This is a genomic window from Azotobacter bryophylli, from assembly GCF_042643485.1.
Classification (GTDB): domain Bacteria; phylum Pseudomonadota; class Gammaproteobacteria; order Pseudomonadales; family Pseudomonadaceae; genus Azotobacter; species Azotobacter bryophylli.
The window spans coordinates 116,075-135,980 of sequence record NZ_JBHRSJ010000019.1 but is presented as its reverse complement, the minus strand read 5'-3'; the positions used below and the strand labels follow the sequence as shown (position 1 = coordinate 135,980).

17 protein-coding genes and 1 pseudogene are annotated in these 19,906 nt (G+C 67.5%); 4 read left to right on the top strand and 14 right to left on the bottom strand.

Annotation, left to right across the window (positions count from 1 at the left end):
• The 6 genes from tssI to uvrD form a co-directional block, all read right to left on the bottom strand.
• Positions 1-849, bottom strand: an 849-nt coding sequence (gene tssI, locus ACFOJE_RS11150) for a type VI secretion system tip protein TssI/VgrG (RefSeq protein ID WP_377814418.1), incomplete at its 3' end; no start/stop codon positions are given.
• A gap of 58 nt (positions 850-907) precedes the next feature.
• Complete coding sequence (locus ACFOJE_RS11145) at positions 908-1,426, bottom strand: Hcp family type VI secretion system effector (protein ID WP_377814417.1); 519 nt, start codon at positions 1,424-1,426, stop codon at positions 908-910.
• Positions 1,427-1,698: 272 nt separating this feature from the next.
• The gene (locus ACFOJE_RS11140) at positions 1,699-2,004 is read right to left on the bottom strand and encodes a PepSY domain-containing protein (protein ID WP_377814416.1); all 306 of its coding nucleotides are present in this window, start codon (positions 2,002-2,004) and stop codon (positions 1,699-1,701) included.
• A gap of 131 nt (positions 2,005-2,135) precedes the next feature.
• Positions 2,136-3,074 (bottom strand): Tim44 domain-containing protein, encoded by a 939-nt coding sequence (locus ACFOJE_RS11135; RefSeq protein WP_377814415.1) that lies wholly within the window; start codon positions 3,072-3,074, stop codon positions 2,136-2,138.
• 97 nt (positions 3,075-3,171) lie between these two features.
• On the bottom strand, positions 3,172-3,768 hold the full coding sequence (locus tag ACFOJE_RS11130; RefSeq protein ID WP_377814414.1) for a TetR family transcriptional regulator: 597 nt from the start codon (positions 3,766-3,768) through the stop codon (positions 3,172-3,174).
• Between the two features lie 84 nt (positions 3,769-3,852).
• Positions 3,853-6,036: a DNA helicase II gene (gene uvrD / locus ACFOJE_RS11125; protein WP_377814413.1), complete on the bottom strand. Its 2,184-nt coding sequence runs from the start codon at positions 6,034-6,036 to the stop codon at positions 3,853-3,855.
• Between the two features lie 118 nt (positions 6,037-6,154).
• On the opposite strand from uvrD, the gene ACFOJE_RS11120 reads away from it, so the two are divergent.
• Positions 6,155-8,308 (top strand): putative bifunctional diguanylate cyclase/phosphodiesterase, encoded by a 2,154-nt coding sequence (locus ACFOJE_RS11120; protein WP_377814412.1) that lies wholly within the window; start codon positions 6,155-6,157, stop codon positions 8,306-8,308.
• An 11-nt stretch (positions 8,309-8,319) separates the two neighbouring features.
• Here the strand turns inward: ACFOJE_RS11120 and trhP are convergent, their stop codons facing one another.
• Entirely contained in the window at positions 8,320-9,681 is a 1,362-nt protein-coding gene (gene trhP, locus ACFOJE_RS11115) for a prephenate-dependent tRNA uridine(34) hydroxylase TrhP (protein ID WP_377814411.1), read from the bottom strand.
• A 368-nt stretch (positions 9,682-10,049) separates the two neighbouring features.
• Positions 10,050-12,788 carry a DNA polymerase I gene (gene polA / locus ACFOJE_RS11110; RefSeq protein ID WP_377814410.1) on the bottom strand — a complete coding sequence of 913 codons (2,739 nt, stop codon included), beginning with the start codon at positions 12,786-12,788 and terminating at the stop codon, positions 10,050-10,052.
• Between the two features lie 75 nt (positions 12,789-12,863).
• Between polA and ACFOJE_RS11105 the strand changes: the two genes are divergently transcribed.
• Both ACFOJE_RS11105 and ACFOJE_RS11100 read left to right on the top strand, forming a co-directional pair.
• Positions 12,864-13,145 carry a DUF2782 domain-containing protein gene (locus ACFOJE_RS11105; RefSeq protein ID WP_377814409.1) on the top strand — a complete coding sequence of 94 codons (282 nt, stop codon included), beginning with the start codon at positions 12,864-12,866 and terminating at the stop codon, positions 13,143-13,145.
• 15 nt (positions 13,146-13,160) lie between these two features.
• Positions 13,161-14,111, top strand: a complete 951-nt coding sequence (locus tag ACFOJE_RS11100) for a homoserine kinase (protein WP_377814408.1) — start codon at positions 13,161-13,163, stop codon at positions 14,109-14,111.
• Positions 14,112-14,220: 109 nt separating this feature from the next.
• Here ACFOJE_RS11100 and ACFOJE_RS11095 read toward each other — a convergent pair whose 3' ends face one another.
• The gene (locus tag ACFOJE_RS11095; RefSeq protein ID WP_377814407.1) at positions 14,221-14,568 is read right to left on the bottom strand and encodes a hypothetical protein; all 348 of its coding nucleotides are present in this window, start codon (positions 14,566-14,568) and stop codon (positions 14,221-14,223) included.
• A 485-nt stretch (positions 14,569-15,053) separates the two neighbouring features.
• Between ACFOJE_RS11095 and ACFOJE_RS11090 the strand changes: the two genes are divergently transcribed.
• Positions 15,054-16,079, top strand: coding sequence for a cytochrome-c peroxidase (locus ACFOJE_RS11090; RefSeq protein WP_377814421.1), 1,026 nt, complete (start codon positions 15,054-15,056; stop codon positions 16,077-16,079).
• 27 nt (positions 16,080-16,106) lie between these two features.
• Here ACFOJE_RS11090 and ACFOJE_RS11085 read toward each other — a convergent pair whose 3' ends face one another.
• The 5 genes and pseudogenes from ACFOJE_RS11085 to ACFOJE_RS11065 form a co-directional block, all read right to left on the bottom strand.
• Complete coding sequence (locus ACFOJE_RS11085; RefSeq protein ID WP_377814406.1) at positions 16,107-16,529, bottom strand: hypothetical protein; 423 nt, start codon at positions 16,527-16,529, stop codon at positions 16,107-16,109.
• 28 nt (positions 16,530-16,557) lie between these two features.
• A complete protein-coding gene (locus ACFOJE_RS11080; RefSeq protein WP_377814405.1) occupies positions 16,558-18,441 on the bottom strand; it encodes a patatin-like phospholipase family protein in 1,884 nt (627 codons plus the stop codon).
• A 129-nt stretch (positions 18,442-18,570) separates the two neighbouring features.
• A complete protein-coding gene (locus tag ACFOJE_RS11075; protein ID WP_377814404.1) occupies positions 18,571-18,903 on the bottom strand; it encodes a DMT family transporter in 333 nt (110 codons plus the stop codon).
• A 136-nt stretch (positions 18,904-19,039) separates the two neighbouring features.
• Positions 19,040-19,446 (bottom strand): annotated as a pseudogene (locus tag ACFOJE_RS11070) (YpsA SLOG family protein); the annotation flags it as partial.
• 153 nt (positions 19,447-19,599) lie between these two features.
• Positions 19,600-19,884: an excalibur calcium-binding domain-containing protein gene (locus tag ACFOJE_RS11065; RefSeq protein ID WP_377814403.1), complete on the bottom strand. Its 285-nt coding sequence runs from the start codon at positions 19,882-19,884 to the stop codon at positions 19,600-19,602.
• Positions 19,885-19,906 lie beyond the last annotated feature (22 nt).

Sequence of the window (19,906 nt, the reverse complement as noted above, 5' to 3'; positions counted from 1 at the left end):
GTAGTCGTGACGATGGCGCTCCAGGGCCCGGCGGGCCAGCGCCTTGCCCCGCTCGCGGTCGGTGAAGCGGCCGGGGTAGTCGTAGTCTTCCAGATCCGGCGCCGGCTCCCGCTCCGGCGACCGTTGGCAGGCCGCCTCCAGGCGCAGGCGCGGCTTTTCGAAGTCGTAGTCGCGCCGGGTCACCCGCCCGGGGCGGGTTTCCAGGCGCAGGCCGAAGCGCTCGATCACCGGCGTATCCGCCACCAGGCCGCTGCCCTGCCGGTAGGCGGTCGGCGCCAGGCGGGGAAACGCCGTCTGGTCGTCGCCGAACACCAGCACATGCCCGTCGGGCGCGTGGCGGAAGTGGTAGTGGATCCCTTCCTCCTCGCACAGCCGCTGGACGAAGTGCAGGTCGCTCTCGTCGTACTGCACGCAGTACTCGCGCGGCGGGTAGTCGCTGCCGAGCGGGAAGCGGCAGGCGTCCTCGAGGATACCGTGCTCCTCGAGCACCCGGGCGACGATCTGCGGCACGGACAGCTGCTGGAAGATGCGCTGGTTGACCCGCTGGGCCAGGTAGGCCAGCCGCGGCACCAGCGCGACCCGGTAGCGGGTCAGCCGCCGGCCGGATTCGCCCTGGGCGACCCGCTGGATCAGCCCGTGCACGCCGTGGCCGGTACGGTCGAAGGCGAGAAAGGCCGGCCGGTGCAGCAGGCGCTCCAGGGCCAGATCGGGCCGTTCGCCGACCAGCTCCAGGTCGAAGCGATACGGCTGGCTGATCGCCTCGCGGCCGCTGAAGCCGAGCACCTGCAGCTCGGACGGCTGGCCTTCGATGGTCAGGCGGAAACGGGGCTGGTTGGCCGGCTGGAACATCCGCGGTCCTCGTGCAGGAAGAGAATGCCGGCCGGGGAAACCCGGCCGACGGACCGACTCAGGCGGCGATCGGCGAACGCCAGTCGTCCGAGCCTGAGGTGCCGGAGACTTCGTGGGTCCAGACGATCTTGCGGTAGGTGAAGTAAACGTCCTCCAGGTGGGTGAAGTGCGCCATGTTCGGGTCCTGGCAGTTCGGCATGCGCGACTGCACGTCGACGATCACCGCGTCCTCCAGCTCGATGGTGAAGTAGTGCTCCTGGGTGCCGGTGGCCGAGGTGCGATACCACTCCAGACGGCACTTGGAAAGGCGCTCGCCGGAGGTCAGGGCGTTGAAGATCAACGGCGAGGACTTGTCGAACACCTTGGTGATCATCAGCGGCTTGTGCACGCGCTGCCCGGTCGGCTGGCCGGACTGCGGGTCGCGCGGGATGATGACCTGGTGGTTGAAGGCCTGGACCAGGATCTGGTCTTCGTGTCCTTCCTGGAAGATGTTGCCGACCGAATCCTCGGTGAAGGTGCCGGCGGTGATCAGGCCCTGCTTGGTGCCTTCGAGGGACAGGTACGCGGGTGTTGGCATGAGAGCTCTCCTTGCCTGGGTCATGGACCGGATGGGTCCGGGAGCCATGACCAGGACAAGAGTCGTGCCGCTTCCGGATTTCCCTTGCCGATCAACAGGTTGAGGAACAAGGGCCGGAGCCCGTGTGAAGTGGGTCACCAACGGCTGCGCAGCTTGTTGCCCATGGCCGGGCGCATCTTGCGCAGCTCCTCCCGGAGCCCGGGCGATGCGGGCCGGAGGCCGTTACCGAGCGGGCCCGCCGGCAAGGACTTGCGCAGCGCGCCGGCCGGCAATCAGTCCTGCTGATCGCGGAGGATCTTGCCGTTGGTGGCGTCGACCTCCACGTCCCACTCCGTGCCCTGGGCGTCGCGCAGCTCCACCTGGTAGACATAGCGGCCGTACTCCTGCTCCAGCTCCTTGTCCTTGAAGGTCGCGCCGGGGTGCTTGGACAGGGCCGCGGCGTTGAGCTGGTCGAACGGCAGGATGGTGCCGGCGTCACGCAGCTTGACGATCTCGTCCGGGCCGAGGTCGCGAGCCTGGGCCAGGCCGGCGGTGGCGGCGAGCAGTGAGGTGGCGAACAGGGCGGTCAGTTTTTTCATGTCTGCTTCTCCGAAGAATGAGTGCTTTCGATGGGACTCACTCTAGCGGGGCAACCTTAACCAAAGCTGTACGGGCACCCGGAAAAAACGAAACCCGGGCACAGGCCCGGGTTTCGTCGGTATCGCGCGGATCAGCCGTTCTGGCGGATGCCGGCGAGCAGCCAGGGCTGGTTCTGGCCCTGCCGGCGCTCCATGCGCCAGCTTTCGCTGAAGGGCTCGCCCTGGTCGAAGCGGGAGGACTTGGACACGCCGCTGAAGGTCAGGGTGGCCACGGTCTTGTCGGCCAGATCGTCGATGCCATCCAGCTGCACGTGCAGATCGTCGATGTAGGTGGACTGGTAGCCGTCACCCAGGCCGTCGCGCTCCTGCTTCAGGAAGGAGAGCATCTGCGGGGTGACGAACTCGGCGATCTTGTCCATCTCGTTGGCGTCCCAGTGCTGCTGCAGGGCCATGAAGTGCTCCTGGGCTGCCGCCAGGAAACGCTGCTCGTTGAACCAAGCCGGCGCGTTGAGCACCGGGCGGGCCGTCGCCCGCGAACCGCCGACGGCATTCGGCGCGGCAGGCGCCTGGCGCTGCAGGGGCGCACCGGGCATGGCGCGGCCCTGGGGCATCGGCGCATGGCCGGCCATGGCCGGTTGCTGCTTGTGCCGGCGGGCGACGACGAAGCGGAACACCAGGAAGGCGATCAGGGCGATGATCAGGAAGTCGAGGAGCTGGAAGCCCTGGAAGCCGTCGCCCATGAACATCGAGGCCAGCAGGCCGCCGGCGGCGATGCCGGCCAACGGGCCGAGCCAGCGCGAAGCACCGCTGGCCGGACGGACCGGAGCGGCGGCGGGATTGGCCTGCGGCTGCGTGGCCGGGCGGGTCGTGGTCGAGGCGCCGGGTGCAGGGGCAGGTGCGGCACCGACGGAATTCGGCTGCTGCTGCGGGGCCTGGCGGGTCTGGGTGGTCTGATGGGTCGGCGCGCTGCCGAACGACTTCCCACCGCCAAAACGCTTGGCGGCGTTGACGTCAAGGCTCAGCGTCAGGGCGACGCAGAAAGCCAGGGCGAGGCTGAGAAAACGCTGCATGTAAGGTTCCCGTTGATTGGTTTACGCGCGTCATCTTGCCCAGCGTGACCATGCATTGCCAGTATAAAAAGTGTTTCGGGCTTTTGCCCTTTTCCACCTAACGGACGGCCGGACACGCCTGCGGCCGTCGCAGCCAGACCGGCAGCCAGCAGCGCAGCCGCCGACGCAGGAAGGCACGGAACTGGATCTCGCTCTCCTCGGGATGGCGCAGCCAGTGGGCGAAGGCACGCAGATAGACCAGGGTCAGGGCGCACTCCTCGCCGACCCGCCAGCAATGGCTGCTCTCGCAGCCGGCGGCCTCGCGCCACCATTGTACGGTGCGACTGATCCGCTGCAGACCGCCCAGCTGCAGGTGCAGGTGCCCGGGTTCGAGCTTGTAGCAGAGCATCTGCTCGGTCACCTCGCGGTGCGGCTCGAGAGCCTTCAGCCAGGCGACCAGCAGCTCCTCCAGGCGCCCCAGCAGCTCCAGGGCCGGCAGGTCGGCTCCCCTGGAGCGGGCCAGCAGGGCGGCGTCGGCGCGGTCGAACCAGGCCTCGACCAGGGCGTCCTTATCCCGGTAGTGACGGGCGATGTCGTCCAGGGCGACGCCCAGTTCGGTCGCCACGTCGCCCAGGCGCAAGCACTCCCAGCCACGGCGTTCGGCGAGAATCAGGGCGGTATCCAGTATGCGGGCGGCACTCAGGGTATTCGGCATCGGATTCACCTCCGCCTTGAGTATGGCCGACGACCGGCGGGCGCGCCGCGACCTCGACCAGCGGCGCCGCCCGACGCTTTTCGGCTACAACGACTCCAGCTTGGCGTAGCTGAGCATCAGCCACTTGCTGCCTTCGCTCTCGAAGTTCACCTGCACCCGGGCGTGAGCGCCGGCGCCCTCGAAGTTGAGGATGGTGCCCTCGCCGAACAGCGCATGGCGCACGCGCTGGCCGAGGCTGAACGGGGTCTCCGGCACGCCGACGCCGGCGAAGCTCGGGCCGCCGGCGCGCGGAGCGGCGCCGAAGGGCCGACTGACGCTGCCCGACAGGCGCACTTCCTGGATCAGCGCCGGCGGGATCTCGCGGACGAAACGCGAGACCTTGTTGTAGGTCTCGCTGCCGTAGAGCCGGCGGGTCTCGGCGTAGGTCACCACCAGACGGCGCATGGCGCGGGTGATGCCGACGTAGGCCAGACGGCGCTCCTCCTCCAGGCGACCGGGCTCTTCCAGGCTCATCTTGTGCGGGAACAGGCCCTCCTCCATGCCGACCAGGAACACCAGCGGGAACTCCAGGCCCTTGGCGCTGTGCAGGGTCATCAGCTGCACGCCGTCCTCGAAGTCGCCGGCCTGCTGCTCGCCGGCCTCCAGGGAGGCGTGGTCGAGGAAGGCGGCCAGCGGCGACCGAGCCTCCTCGTCCTCGTAGTTCTCGAAGGCACGGGCGGCGCTAACCAGCTCCTCCAGGTTCTCCACCCGGGACTGGGCCTTCTCGCCCTTCTCCTCGCGGTGGTAGGCGAGCAGCCCGGACAGCTCGATCACCACCTGGGTCATCTGCGGCAGCGACATCTCCTCGACCTTCAGCGCCAGGGTGTCGATCAGTTCGACGAAGGCGTTCAGCGCGCTGGCGGCCCGGCCGGAGACCACCTTGGTACCCACCGCCTGGTGCAGCGCGGCCCACAGCGAAAGGTCCTCGCGACGCGCCAGCTCGCGCAGGCTCTCGACGGTCTTCTCACCGATGCCGCGCGCCGGCAGGTTGATCACCCGCTCCAGCGCCGCGTCGTTGTGGCGCTGGTGGATCAGCCGCAGGTAGGCCATGGCGTTCTTGATCTCGGCGCGCTCGAAGAAGCGCTGGCCGCCGTAGATGCGGTAGGGAATCTTCTCCCGCAGCAGGGCCTCCTCCAGCACCCGCGACTGGGCGTTGGAGCGGTAGAGGATGGCGATCTCGCTGTGCGCGAGGCCCTCCTTCAGCGCCCGCTCGATGCCCTCCACCACGTAGCGCGCCTCGTCGTGCTCGTTGAAGGCGGCGTACAGGCCGATCGGCTCGCCGTCGCCGCCCTCGGTCCACAGCTCCTTGCCCAGGCGGCCCTGGTTGTTGGCGATCAGGGCGTTGGCGGCCTTGAGGATGCTGGCGGTGGAGCGGTAATTCTGCTCCAGGCGGATGGTTTCGGCGTCCGGGAAGTCGTCGCAGAACTGGCGGATGTTCTCGATCTTCGCCCCACGCCAGCCGTAGATCGACTGGTCGTCGTCGCCCACCACCATCAGGCTGGCGCCGCCCTGGGCGAGCAGGCGCAGCCAGGCGTACTGCACGGCGTTGGTGTCCTGGAACTCGTCCACCAGCAGGTGGCGGAAGCGCCGCTGGTAGTGCTCGAGCAGGCCCGGCCGGTCGCGCCACAGATCGAGGGCGCGCAACAGCAGTTCGGAGAAGTCGATCACCCCGGCACGGGCACAGGCGGCCTCGTAGGCGCCGTAGATCTTCAGCTGGGTGGAGAGGAACAGGTCGCCGCCGGCCTGGATGTGCTGCGGCCGCAGGCCCTCGTCCTTCTGCGCGTTGATGAACCACTGGGACTGGCGCGCCGGCCAGCGCTGCTCGTCGAGGCCCAGCTCGCGGATCACCCGCTTGACCAGGCGCTGCTGATCGTCGGAGTCGAGGATCTGGAAGTTCTCGCTGAGGCCCGCCTCCTGCCAGTGGGCGCGCAGCAGGCGGTGGGCCAGACCGTGGAAGGTGCCGACCCACATGCCCATCGGGTTGAGGCCGAGCAGCTGCTCGATGCGCCCGCGCATCTCGGCGGCGGCCTTGTTGGTGAAGGTCACCGCGAGGATCGAATGCGGCGAGGCGTTCTCCACTTCGATCAGCCAGGCGATGCGATGCACCAGCACGCGGGTCTTGCCCGAACCGGCGCCGGCCAGCACCAGCTGGCGACCGAGGGGCGCGGTCACGGCCTGGCGCTGGGCATCGTTGAGGTTATTCAGGAGAAAAGAGAGGTCTTCATGCATCAGACCATTCTAGCGACCGCTGCGAAGACGGGGCAAACTCCGTACTGCCGGGCAGGCTGGAAAGCCGAGGGAGGCGCCGGGTTATCGCAATCAGGGACAGTACAGGGAAACGTTGGCCATGCATTTTCTCTTCTCGCCCGATGTCACCCCGCCGGCGCTGGAACCGGAAGCGATATACAAACGCTACGGAGAACAAATCGAGGCGGCGCTGAACCGCCGGCTGTATCACGGCTCGATCCTGCCCACCCTGCTTACGCTGGTCGGCGGCCTGTGCGGCGTGGCCCTGTTCCGGAGCCAGCACGACCCACAGGTACTGGTGGTCGTACTGGCCTGGCTGCTCCTGCTGATCGGCCTGAGCCTGTGGCAGATCGTCAGCTTCCTGCGCTCCCCGGCCACGCGGCAGGCCGAACCCCGCTGGCGGCAGCTGTTCCTGCTGGGAGCCCTGGCCTCGGGCGCGACCCTGAGCCTGCTCGGCATCGTCTTCCTGCCGCAGGCCGAGTCCCCCCAGAGGGCGCTGCTCTACGGCCTGCTGACGGCGGTGACCATCTGTGCCAGCGTGGCCTATGCCGTCAGCCTGCGGGCCTTCCTCGCCTTCATCCTGCCCTCCCTGCTGCCGGTCGGCCTCTATCTGCTCACCGAAGGGTACGACCGCCTGCAGGCCTGGGGGATCTTCAGCCTGGTCCTGCTCGCCGCGCTGCTGCTCACCGGCTGGCAGATCAACCGGACCGAGCGGCGCAACCTCCTCAGCACCTTCCAGCAACAATCGCTGCTGGAGTTCGAGGAGCAGGCCTGGCATGCCACCGTGCGGCTGAACGACGAGCTGGCCAACGAGGTCCGCCAGCGCCAGCGTGTCGAGGAGGAGCTGCGCGCCGCCCAGCTGGCGCTGGAGGAGCGCGTCACCGAGCGGACCCGGGCGCTCGGCGCCAGCGAACGGGCGCGGCGCGAGGAGGAAGCCAAGCGGCTCTATCTGACCAGCCACGATCCGCTGACCGGGCTGGCCAACCGCAATCAGCTGCTGCAGCGCCTGGAGGAACTCGCCCGCCAGCCGCGTCAGCGGAGCGAGGAACTGGCCCTGCTGCACATCGACCTGGATCGCTTCAAGCTGATCAACGACAGCCTCGGCCATCGCCTGGCCGACGAGATCCTCTGCGAGCTGTCCCACCGCCTGAGCAGCAGCCTGCGTCAGGCCGACACCATCGCCCGGGTCGCCGAGGACCAGTTCTCCGTCCTCCTCGAATGCGGTTGCCCGGAGGAACTCGATTCGTTGGCCCGCCGCCTGCTGGCAGTGCTGCGCCACAGCGTGCAGATCGGCGAGCACGAGGTGGTGGTCAGCGCTTCCCTAGGCATCGGCCTGCTGTCGGTGGCGGACGGCGATCCGGCCCGGCTGCTCAGCCAGGCGAGCATGGCCATGCGCCATGCCAAGCAGTTCGGCGGCAACACCGTGCAATTCTGGCGCGAAGGTCTGCAGAACAGCAGCCACGAGCGCCTGCTGCTCGAGGCGCAGCTGGACAAGGCGCTCGAGCAGGGCCATCTGGAGGTGTTCTACCAGCCCCGCCTGGGCCTTTCCGAGAACCGCCTGCAGGGCGCCGAAGCCCTGGTGCGCTGGCGCCACCCGCAGCTCGGTCTGGTTTCCCCGGCCGAATTCATTCCCCTCGCCGAAGAAACCGGGCAGATCCGCGCCATCGGCGCGTTCGTCCTGCGCCGCGCCTGCACCCAGGTGCTCGCCTGGCAGCAGGCCGGGCTCGGCGAGCTGTGCATCTCGGTGAACATCTCCATGCAGCAGCTGCGCGAGCGCGATTTCGCCGCCCAGGTCGCCACGGTGCTGGAAGAAACCGGCCTGCCGGCGCACCAGCTGGAGCTGGAGCTGACCGAAAGCCAGCTGTCGGACAACATCGAGGAACTGAAGGAGCTGCTGCTGCAGCTGCGCGGGCTGGGCGTGCGCCTGGCGATCGACGATTTCGGTACCGGCTACTCGTCCCTCGCCTACCTCAAGCACCTGCCGGTGAACGTGGTGAAGATCGACCAGACCTTCATCCGGGCGCTGGACGGCTCGGGCAAGGGCGGCGATGCGGCGATCATCCGGGCGATCATCGCCATGGTCCACAGCCTGGGCCTGGAGGTGGTGGCCGAGGGCGTCGAGCAGCAGGCGCAGCTGGAGTTCCTGCGCGACCACGGCTGCGACGAGATCCAGGGCTACCTGATTAGCCGCCCGGTGGAGGCCTCGGCCTTCGCCGACCTGTTGCGCAGCCGGGAGGCCAGCCCGGTCGCCTGAGCGGCGGACGCTCAGCCGCGGGTGGTGGCGCCGTCCAGCTCGCGCATCAGCAGGGCGTAGTCCAGGTTCACCCCTTCCGGCACCGGCAGGTAGAGGACGTGACCGTCGCCGGGCGCCACCTCGGTGCGCTCGCCGTGCTTCTTCTCCAGGGTCTCCAGGCGGAAGTTCAGGTTGCCCTGGGGCGTCATCAGCTCCAGGCGGTCGCCGACCGCGAAGCGGTTCTTCACCCGCACCTCGGCCAGGTCGCCACGACGCTCGCCGGTCAGCTCGCCGACGAACTGCTGGCGCTCGGAAACCGAATAGCCATGCTCGTAGTTCTGGTATTCGTCGTGCACGTGGCGGCGCAGGAAGCCCTCGGTATAGCCGCGGTGGGCCAGGGACTCCAGGGTATCCATCAGCGACCGGTCGAACGGCCGGCCGGCCACCGCGTCGTCGATCGCCTTGCGGTAGACCTGGGCGGTGCGCGCCACGTAGTAGTGGCTCTTGGTGCGGCCCTCGATCTTCAGCGAATGCACGCCCATCTTCACCAGCCGCTCCACGTGCTGCACGGCGCGCAGGTCCTTGGAGTTCATGATGTAGGTGCCGTGCTCGTCCTCGAAGGCCTCCATCAGTTCGCCCGGCCGGTTGGCCTCCTCGAGCAGGAACACCTGGTCGGTGGGGCTGCCCGCGCCCAGGGTCGGCTCGATCTGCTGCACCGGGATCGGCTGGTACTGCTGGACGATGTTGCCCAGCTCGTCTTCCTTGCCCTCGTGGGCCTTGTATTCCCAGCGGCAAGCGTTGGTGCAGGTTCCCTGGTTGGGGTCGCGCTTGTTGATGTAGCCGGACAGCAGGCAGCGGCCGGAGTAGGCCATGCACAGGGCGCCGTGGACGAACACTTCGAGTTCCATGCCCGGCACCTGCTCGCGGATCTCGCCGATCTCCTCCAGCGACAGCTCGCGGGAGAGGATCGCCCGGGTCAGCCCCTGGCGGCGCCAGAACTCGACGCTGGCCCAGTTCACCGCGTTGGCCTGTACCGAGAGGTGCACGGCCATCTCGGGGAAGTGCTCGCGCACCATCATGATCAGCCCCGGGTCGGACATGATCAGCGCATCCGGCCCCATGTCGATCACCGGCTGCAGGTCCTTGAGAAAGGTCTTCAGCTTGGCGTTGTGCGGCGCGATGTTGACCACCACGTAGAACTGCTTGCCCTGGGCATGGGCCTCGTCGATGCCGAGCGCCAGGTGGGCGTGGTCGAACTCGTTGTTGCGTACCCGCAGGCTGTAGCGCGGCTGCCCGGCGTAGACGGCGTCGGCCCCGTAGGCGAAGGCGTAGCGCATGGACTTGAGGGTGCCGGCGGGCGACAGGAGTTCGGGACGGAAGGCAGGAGCAGTCATGGCGCGGCGACTCGCAGGGGTAGCGAAAAGAGCGGGGAATTCTACTGTGCTTTACCGTCAGGGCAATCGCCCGGGCGGAAATGGGACGGGAAGCCCGTATCGCAGACGAAAAAAACCCCGGACTTCGTATGGGGGAGGATGAAGTCCGGGGTCCAAGTTCGGATCTCTAGGGCGGGATCCGAGTATCTGCCAACACTTAACACAACAAGGAGCATCGAAAGGCCTTTCAGCCAATCGTACGAACTCTGACTGTACGGTCGAACCAGAAGTTCCGAACGATCGGAAAAAAAATGTCCCGCCATGTCAGTTTTTTCCGCCGGGAAGCCGACGATGGCAGCGTCGGCCCCGGTCTTCCTGAGTCCGCTGGGTCAGTGCGCCTCGTCCCAATTGGCGCCGACGCCCGCCTCCACCACCAGCGGCACCGCCAGCTCGGCAGCGGTGCTCATCAGCGGGCAGACGGCCTCGCGCACCCGCTCGATCTGGTCCTCGCGCACCTCCAGCACCAGTTCGTCGTGCACCTGCAGGATCACCCGGGCGTCCGCGCCGCTCTCCTGCAGCCAGGCGTCCACCGCCACCATGGCGCGTTTCATGATGTCCGCCGCGGTGCCCTGCATCGGCGCGTTGATCGCGGTGCGCTCGGCGGCCTTGCGCATGGCGCCGTTCTTCGAGCGGATCTCCGGCAGGTACAGGCGACGGCCGAACAGGGTCTCGACGTAGCCCTGCTCGCCGGCCTGCTCGCGGGTGCGCTCCATGTAGGCGAGCACGCCGGGGTAGCGGGCGAAGTAGCGGTCGATGTAGGCCTGCGCCTCCTTGCGCTCGACGCCGATCTGCTTGGCCAGGCCGAAGGCGCTCATGCCGTAGATCAGGCCGAAGTTGATGGCCTTGGCGCGGCGGCGCTGCTCGCCGCTGACCTCCTCCGGGGCCAGGCCGAAGACTTCGGCGGCGGTGGCCCGGTGCACATCCAGGTCGTTCCGGAAGGCGTGCAGAAGGCCTTCGTCCTGGGCCAGATGAGCCATGATGCGCAGCTCGATCTGCGAGTAGTCGGCGGCCAGCAGCTTGTAGCCCGGCGCCGCGACGAAGGCCTGACGGATGCGCCGGCCCTCGGCGGTGCGGATCGGGATGTTCTGCAGGTTCGGGTCGCTGGAGGACAGCCGGCCGGTGGCGGTCACCGCCTGGTGGTAGGAGGTGTGGATGCGCCCGGTGCGCGGGTTGATCTGCTGCGGCAGCTTGTCGGTGTAGGTGCTCTTCAGCTTGCTGACGCTGCGGTAGTCCATCAGCACCTGCGGCAGCGCATAGCCCTCCTCGGCCAGCTCGGCGAGCACGCTCTCGGCGGTGGAGGCCTGGCCCTTGGCGGTCTTCGACCGAATCGGCAGGCCGAGCTTGTCATAGAGGATGGCACCGAGCTGCTTGGGCGAGGCGAGGTTGAACTCCTCGCCGGCCAGCTCGAAGGCCTGGCGCTCGAGCTGCTGCATCTTCTCGCCCAGCTCGACGCTCTGCTCGCCGAGCAGTTTGGCGTCGACCAGCGCGCCGTTGCGCTCGATGTGCGCCAGCACCGGCACCAGCGGCATCTCGATCTCGGTCAGCACACGGGTCAGCCCCGGCACCTCCTCCAGCTTCGGCCACAGGCACTGGTGCAGGCGCAGGGTCACGTCGGCGTCCTCGGCGGCGTAGGGGCCGGCCTGCTCCAGGGCGATCTGGTCGAAGGTCAGCTGCTTGGCGCCCTTGCCGGCGATGTCCTCGAAACGGATGGTGCCGTGGCCGAGGTATTTCAGCGCCAGGCTATCCATGTCGTGACGGGTCGCGGTGGAATCCAGCACGTAGGATTCGAGCATGGTGTCGTAGGCCACGCCGCGCACCTCGATGCCATAGTGCGCCAGCACGTTCATGTCGTACTTGGCGTGCTGGCCGACCTTGGCCCGGGCCGCATCCTCCAGGATCGGCTTGAGCGCCGCCAGCACCCGCTCGCGGTCGAGCTGCTCGGGCACGCCCATGTAGGAGTGGGCCACCGGGATGTAGGCGGCCTCGTGGGGAACGACGGCGAAGGACAGCCCGACCAGCTCCGCCTGCTGGGCGTCCAGGCTGGTGGTCTCGGTATCGAAGGCGATCAGCTCGGCCTGCTCCAGCTTCTCCAGCCAGGCCGCGAAGCGCGCTTCGTCGAGCACCGTCTCGTAGCGGGACTCCGGGATGGCGACCGCTTCGGCCGTGGCGACGACCTCGCCGGACTGCCTGGCCTCGCGCAGCAGCTCGTCCAGCCAGCTGCGGAACTCCAGCTGGCGGTACAGCTCGATCAGCGCCTCGCGGTCCGCCTCGCCGGGATGCAGGGCGTCCACCTCGATGTTCAGCGGCACGTCGGTCTTGATGGTCGCCAGCTCGTAGGACAGGAAGGCCGCCTCCTTGTGCTCCTCCAGCTTGGCCGCCAGCGACTTGGCGCCGCGGATCGCCAGGCCGGCCACCTGCTCCAGGTGCCCGTAGACCCCCTGGAGACCGCCGGCGATGCCGTTGAGCAGGCCGCAGGCGGTCTTCTCGCCGACTCCGGGCACGCCGGGAATGTTGTCCACCTTGTCGCCCATCAGGGCGAGGAAGTCGATGATCAGCTCCGGGCCGACGCCGAACTTCTCCTTCACCCCGGCCACGTCCAGGCTGCTGCCGGTCATGGTGTTGACCAGGCTGACGTGCGGGCAGACCAGCTGGGCCATGTCCTTGTCGCCGGTGGAGATCACCACGTCGCGGCCCAGCGCCGCGCACTGGCGGGCCAGGGTGCCGATCACGTCGTCGGCCTCCACCCCCTCGACGCACAGGAGCGGCAGGCCGAGGGCGCGGACGCTGGCGTGCAGCGGTTCGATCTGCACCCGCAGGTCGTCCGGCATCGGCGGGCGGTGCGACTTGTAGTGCTCGAACAGCTCGTCGCGGAAGGTCGGCCCCTTGGCGTCGAAGACCACCGCGAAGGGGCTGTCCGGATACTGCCGGCGCAGCGCCAGGAGCATGTTCAGCACGCCCTTGACCGCGCCGGTGGGCATCCCCGAGGAAGTGGTCAGCGGCGGCAGCGCGTGGAAGGCGCGATACAGGTACGAGGAACCGTCCACCAGGACGAGGGGAGTCTGGCTCATGATGAAGAATCAACCTTTTCCGCGGGTCCGACGCTAGAATGTGGGGACCATTGACAACAAAAGGACAAGGTTAACATGCGCACACTCCCTCGCCTGCTACTGGCCAGTCTGCTGGCGGCCGGTACGGTCGGTGCCTTCGCCCAGGACGAGAAAGCAGAGCCGGATGTGGTGATCCGCAAGGAGGGTGACAAAACCATCCAGGAGTACCGTGTCAATGGCTTTCTCTACGCCATCAAGGTCATCCCGAAGTATGGCAAGCCCTACTTCCTGGTACGCGCCGACGGCAGCGACGCCCCGTTCGTCCGCTCGGACCAGCCGGACATGCTGATTCCCTCCTGGCAAATTTTCAAATGGTAAGCGAGCGTCTCTGACATGTCGGTTTTCACCCCCCTCGAACGCCACGAACTGGAAGCCTTCGTCGAGCCCTACGGACTCGGCCGCCTGCTCGACTTCCAGGGCATCGCCGAAGGCAGCGAGAACAGCAATTTCTTCGTCAGCCTGGAACAGGGCGAATTCGTCCTGACCCTGGTCGAACGCGGCTCGGCGGACGATCTGCCGTTCTTCATCCAGCTGCTCGACGTGCTGCACGCCGCCGACCTGCCGGTTCCCTATGCCCTGCGCACCACCGACGGCAAGGCCCTGCGCAAGCTGGCGGAGAAGCCGGCCCTGCTGCAGCCGCGCCTGCCCGGCAAGCATGTGCAGGAACCCAACCCGCACCACTGCACCGAGGTCGGCAAGCTGCTGGCCCGCCTGCACCTGGCGACCCACGACAAGCCGCTGATCCGCCGCAGCGACCGCGGCCTGGACTGGATGCTGGACAAGGGCCCTGACGTGGCCCTGCTGCTGCCCGACGAGCAGCTGCCGCTGCTGCGCGACGCCCTGGCCGAGGTCGCCAAGTACAAGGCACGCCTGCTCGACCTGCCGGCCGCCAACCTGCACGCCGACCTGTTCCGCGACAACGCGCTGTTCGACGGCCCGCACCTGACCGGCGTGATCGACTTCTACAACGCCTGCTCGGGTCCGATGCTCTACGACCTGGCGATCGCCGTGAACGACTGGTGCTCCAAGGCGGACGGCCAGCTCGACGCGCACCTGACCCAGGCCCTGCTGGCCGCCTACGCCAGCCTGCGGCCGTTCCACGCCGCCGAAGCCGAGCTGTGGCCGATCATGCTGCGGGTCGCCTGCCTGCGTTTCTGGCTCTCCCGCCTGATCGCCGCCCAGGCCTTCGCCGGCCAGGAAGTGCTGATCCACGACCCGGAGGTCTTCCACCAGCGCCTGCTGGCCCGCAAGCACGTGCAGATCGCGCTGCCCTTCGCCCTCTGAGCCCCCGGCGGGCGCGGCTTCGCCCGCCCGCTCTCCGGTCCCGCAACGGGACCGGCCCGAAAAGCCTCCCCCACCCGCTCGCCCCCTAGAACACCGGAAGCAGCCGCCCTCAGGCTATCGGGTAATCGAACTTCTCGTTGTGCTCGCTGGCATTGTCGGACCAGAGCAGCCGGACGACGTTCTTGCGCTTGACCACCATGTGGGTCACCGCGCTGATCTCCACGGACTGCAGGGAGTTCAGGGTTTCCAGGGGGAAGATCTGGTCGACCTCGGCCTGGACGATGAAGCTGTTGCCTTCGGGGAATTCGATCCGGACGTTCCTGGCCTGGCCCTTGCCCTTGTTCCAGATGCGCAGGCAGGGCTTCTTGCCTTCGTCCTTGACGAACTCCGCCCCCAGATCGGCCTTGCTCTCCAGCAGGAGCCGCTCGGTCTCCTTCTCCTCCAGGAAATGATCCATCCGCTCCTGGCTCCGCCTCAGAGCCTGGTGCTGCTTTTCCAGCCGGGACGTCTTCCATATCGCGTAACCAGAAAGGATCAAGGCCACGCCCCCCATGACCTCACCCGCGCCCACGCCAATAGACATCGTTCAACCCTTGTATTGCTGCCGCCATGCAGTGGCGTTGTCAGAGTTCGATACATCACCGAGTCCGCGTCGACTCGTTGCGCCGCAGGGACCGCCCCGCTCCCCCGGTGCTCGCCGGATGGCACAGTGTAATGAGCCGCTCGCCCGGGGGATGCCGCGTTTAACGGCTCAAAATCCCCTGTGTTATGCGAAAGAACGTCGCTTGGCAGCGGAAATCGGCACGCCGAGGAACGCGGCCGGCATCGCGACGATCATATGCAGCATCGTCGCCGGCAGAGCGACGTCCGGCCCGCGGGAAGAACCGCTTCCCCCACCGGTACATCCACAAGGAAGAGGATACAGTCGTGCTCCGTTACCCCCTGATCGCTTTCGGCATCCTAGGCCTGTTCGGTGCCGGCCAAGGATTCGCCCAGACCGACCTGCTCGAGCGGGCCAGGCAACAGTTCAAGCCGATCCCGGCCGAAGCGCCGGCGCTACCCGGCAACCCGGCCTCGCCGGAGAAGGTCGAGCTGGGCAAGATGCTCTATTTCGACCCGCGCCTGTCCGCCAGCCACGCGATCAGCTGCAACTCCTGCCACGACCTCGGCCGCGGCGGCGCCGACGAGCATTCCACCTCCATCGGCCACCACTGGCAGCACGGCGCACGCAACTCGCCCACCGTGCTCAACGCCGTGTTCAACACCGCGCAGTTCTGGGACGGTCGCGCCAAGGACCTGGAGGAACAGGCCGGCGGCCCCCTGGTCAACCCCGTGGAAATGGCCTCGGCCAAGGCCCACGTCGTCGAGCAGCTGCAGGGCATCCCCGGCTACGTCGACGCCTTCAAGAAGGCCTTCCCGAACGACAAGGACCCGCTGTCCCTGGCCAACGCGCAGAAGGCGATCGCCGTGTTCGAGGCGACCCTGATCACCCCCAACGCGCCCTTCGACCGCTTCCTGCAGGGCGACGCCAACGCCCTCACCGCCGAACAGAAGGATGGGCTGACGCTGTTCCTGGACAAGGGCTGCTCGGCCTGCCACAACGGGATCAACGTCGGCGGCGGCATGTACATGCCGTTCGGGGTGGTGGAGAAGCCGGGCGCCGAGTTCCTCCCGCCGGAGGACAAGGGCCGCTTCGCCGTGACCAACACGCCGAGCGACAAATACGTGTTCAAGGTGCCGACCCTGCGCAACATCGCCCTCACCCGCCCCTACTTCCACACCGGCAAGTCCTGGGACCTGCGCCAGGCCGTCGCGGTGATGGGCACCAGCCAGCTCGGGGCGAAACTCAACGACAGCGAGATCGACAGGATCACCGCCTTTCTCGGCAGCCTGACCGGCGACCAGCCGAAGATCACCTACCCGGTGCTGCCGCCGAGCGTGACCGCCACGACCCGGCCGGAGCCGTGAGGACGCCGGCCGGGCCCGCCGGAGGTCTCAGCAAAGTCGCGTGACCACCACCCGCACCGGCCCGCCTTCCTCCGGGCCCAGCGGATGGTTGTTGTCGTAGCGGCCCGGCCAGTCGTTGGCGAAGAAGTAGAGCTGACGATCCGCCCACTGCGCGGCCTCCGCCGGGGCGCTCCACTCGCCTTCCGAACCGACCGGGAAGGCGTGCCGCAGGTCCTTGCCCACGCTGCCGCAGAGCAGGAACACCCGCCGCCAGGGCAGGCGGTTCCAGCCCTCCAGCAGCCAGCCCGGCCAGCCGTCCGGGCTGCAGGCGATCCAGCCGTCCTTCCATTGGCCGCTGGCATCGAAGCGATAGCGCGCACCGGGCGTGATCTCGATGCCGCTCGGGCAATACAGGTCGCGGGGGTCCACCTCGACCGGGCGGCTGGTTTCGCTGGGGTCCAGTTGGCGCATGGGCGTCTCCCGGTCGAATCGGAACGGTTTAGGCCACGGTTCTAGGCAGGGTCCGCACCGCCGCGTGTCTGGAAGCGGCGATATCCGGCCGCGAGAGCGCGATGTTGGTCATCCGCGCCCCGATCACCCGGTCGGACGAATCCAGCGCCAGCACGGCGATGCCCTGGAGCCTGCCGCGCCGGTCTCCGTCGCCGCGGACGTTGCAGTACCAGCTGATCCGGACGCGCAGGACCTCTTCCTCGAAGGGTTTGCCGCCCGGCACACGCTGCCGCTCCTCGGGCTTATCGAGCTTCTCGATCGTCATGTCGGCGACCTGGAAGCGCAGCTCCTCGCCGAAGGTGCGGCGCAGGCCCTCGATGCCGTCGGCGGGCAGGCCCCCGATCGGCGTGGGCAACTGCGTCGCAGAGCCCGGCCGATTCCAGGAGACCTCCAGCAGATCGCGCACCGGCAGGAAGGCCCGGGCCTGATCCTGGCCGTGCTCGAACAGCGCATCCATCAGGGCGACGGAGCGGTCGAGCTTCGAGGACGGGCCGAGCGGCCGGCCCAGTTCGCGCTCGACTCGCCTGCTGTCCATGGCCACGCGCAGGATCTGCACCCGCTTGTCGCCCCCGCGGCCGTCGCCGTCGATCCGCGCGTTGACCGCCGCGGCCGAGGCGACTTCCTGATTCAGCGAGAGGTTCCCGGACAGCTCGTTGCGCCGGTCCCAGAGGCGCTTGTCCAGATCCTTGGTATCGCAGCGCTGCGGGTTGACCTGCACGATCCAGATCTCGTCGGGCTTGTCCTCGGGATCGACGCCGGCGAAGAAATCCGCGATCGGCGGGTTCTGCGAGAAGAGCCCGTCCCAGTAGACGTGCGATTCATGGGGCGGATCGGCATCGGGAATCTCGACCCCCTGGAAGATCCAGGGCACCGCCGCCGAGGCGCGCACGGCCTCCAGACTGATACCGCGCCGCTCGGGCGCGCGCCGGGAGTTGAAGGCGACGAACTCGCCGGTCCCGACGTCCGCCGCGCCCAGCAGGAGCAGCGGCAAGGCGTCCCTCAGCGCGGCCACGCGAATCCGGATCCGCTCCAGCTCCTCCTCGTCGAACTCGCGCTTCTGTTGATCGGCAAGCCGCTCGATCTCCGCCACGTCCCGCTCGACCGCCGGCGTCCAGTGCTGCGCCAACGCTTGCGCCAGAAGCCCCTTCGGGTGCCTGGCAGCGACCTCGGCGAGAACCTTTCGCGCCGCCAGATAGCAGCGGAGCGTCGCCGGCAGCCCCTGCCGGGGCGGCAGCGGCGTGCCGTCCTCCTGCAGGCCGTGGCCTTGCAGCAGCTCGTCCCGGTAGCCCAGCGCCTGCCAGGCGCCGATGGTGTCGGCGACGCTCAGGAATTGCCCCAGCGCCGCGATCTGCGCGAAATCGACGAAGCGGGCGGCCAGCGCATCGATGCGGAAATAATCGGGCCGGATGCTCGCGGCCAGCGGCTGGGCGAGACCGGCGGCCAGCGGCCATACCCGGGTCAGCCCCTGGTTGAGCTGCTTCAGCGGGGCCATGTAGGGATTGAGCTGGATATCGAAGGGGAAACTGTCGAGGATCCAGACGCCGAGGGCGTTCCACCAGACCTCGCCGGGACGTTGCGCGGAGTTCTCCTGCCAGAGCTGCCGGAGCGATGTCCGGGCCGCCTCCGGACTCCTGAACAGAGCCCCGTACCAGGCGACGAGCGCCGAAAGGGCGCCGCCGGAAGTGCCGCTGATACCCAGCCAGCGCAGCGGCTCGTCGTCCGGCCCGGTAGCGAGCAGCCTCTCCAGCAGCACGCCGGCGGCCCCCGCCGCATAAGCCGCCTGGGCACCGCCGCCCTGGCAGGCGATCGCGATGCCGCGCCTCTTCTGCTGAACCGGATCGGCCTGGGCCGGGCTTGTCGGCGTGTCGCTCATCGTCCATCTCCTTCTGGTTGATGCGCTTCGCTCCATAGGACAACGCCACCGCCCGATCGTGCTTGTCGCACGCCGGCAGGGGCGGCTGGACGATCGGGGGCCTCCTGACCGCTCCCGCGTGTCAGACCACTAATGCACCGCCGACTTGGAAAAGAGGTTCAACACCACCACCCCGGCGATGATCAGCGCCATGCCCGCCACGGCCGGCAGATCCAGCTTCTGTCCGAAGATCAGCCAGGCGATGAGCGTGACCAGGACGATCCCCACCCCCGACCAGATGGCATAGGCGACTCCCACGGGAATGGTGCGCAGCGTGAGCGACAGGCAATAGAAGGCGACCCCGTACCCCGCCACGGCCAGCAGCGACGGTCCCAGTCTGGAAAAGCCCGCGCTGGCCTTGAGGGACGAAGTCGCGATGACCTCGGCGAAGATCGCGACGAAGAGAAAAAGCCAGTTCTTCATGGATGTATTCCGGAATCGGGTCTGCTATCGCCGCGATGCCGACGGAATGGACTCGAAGGTGATCTGTCCATCGGGCTAACGCGGCGCTGAAGCACGAAGGGTATCAACAAGCGCCGCGGGTTGGAGTCGGGCTTTTTCAGAAAGCTGTGTTGCGGTAGTGGCGAAGCAGGCCGCTAATCGCCTCGTAGGCGAAGGCATAGGCCTGAGGCTCGCGTTCATGGCTGGGGCCGGCGACATTCAAGCTCGTTATGCCCTGCGAGCACACGAATGAATGCAACAACTGGGATGCCCTGGCGGGGGATATCTCCCGCCCGTCTATCAGGCGGTAGGGCTTGTGGCGCCGTATGCACTCGGCGAGGGCGAGTTCGGTTCCTCCTGCCGGGTGTTCGAAGTAGATGATCGCCGTCCCCTGGGTGTCGGTGATGTTGCGGATGGTTCTTTGCCGATAGCTTGCACCTGAAAGCTCGCTCAAGGGGTAACGAGCAGGCAGCACACCGTCGGCCGCGATACGCCCTTGGGGGCACCATCCACCGCATGGGAACCTGCATCCAGAGCGGCATCCAGAGCCGCCCGGTCGACTCCCGTTTGTCCGCCGCTGACGATAATCGTGAGGGACATAAGCGGCTAACGATCAAGTTGGCTGACGAAGTGGTCGAAGCCAAGCGTGTTGTCAGAAGCGTGCTGCATGGTTACCCCTTAAAACCTGGAGTCGTTTTCGCAAGGGACTCCATCACGGTCACCGTCCATTTTGGTGTTGGGGCAGTTCCTTAGAAAATACTCGGCTTCCGCTCTTGAATGCATTTGGCTGCAATGTTGCCGGCCGTCGCATGAAAAATGCTGTGTTGGCTGTGCAATTGCAACTGCAGGCGTCTTGAACGATTGAGGTTCGCTTCGAAGTCCTGTCTGTGTTGGGGCGACGTTCTTCTGGTAGTAACTCCAGCCGGCAAATGCAAGCAGCGCGCAAATTATTAGCTTCTTCAATAGCTCACTAACTCTTCAGTTC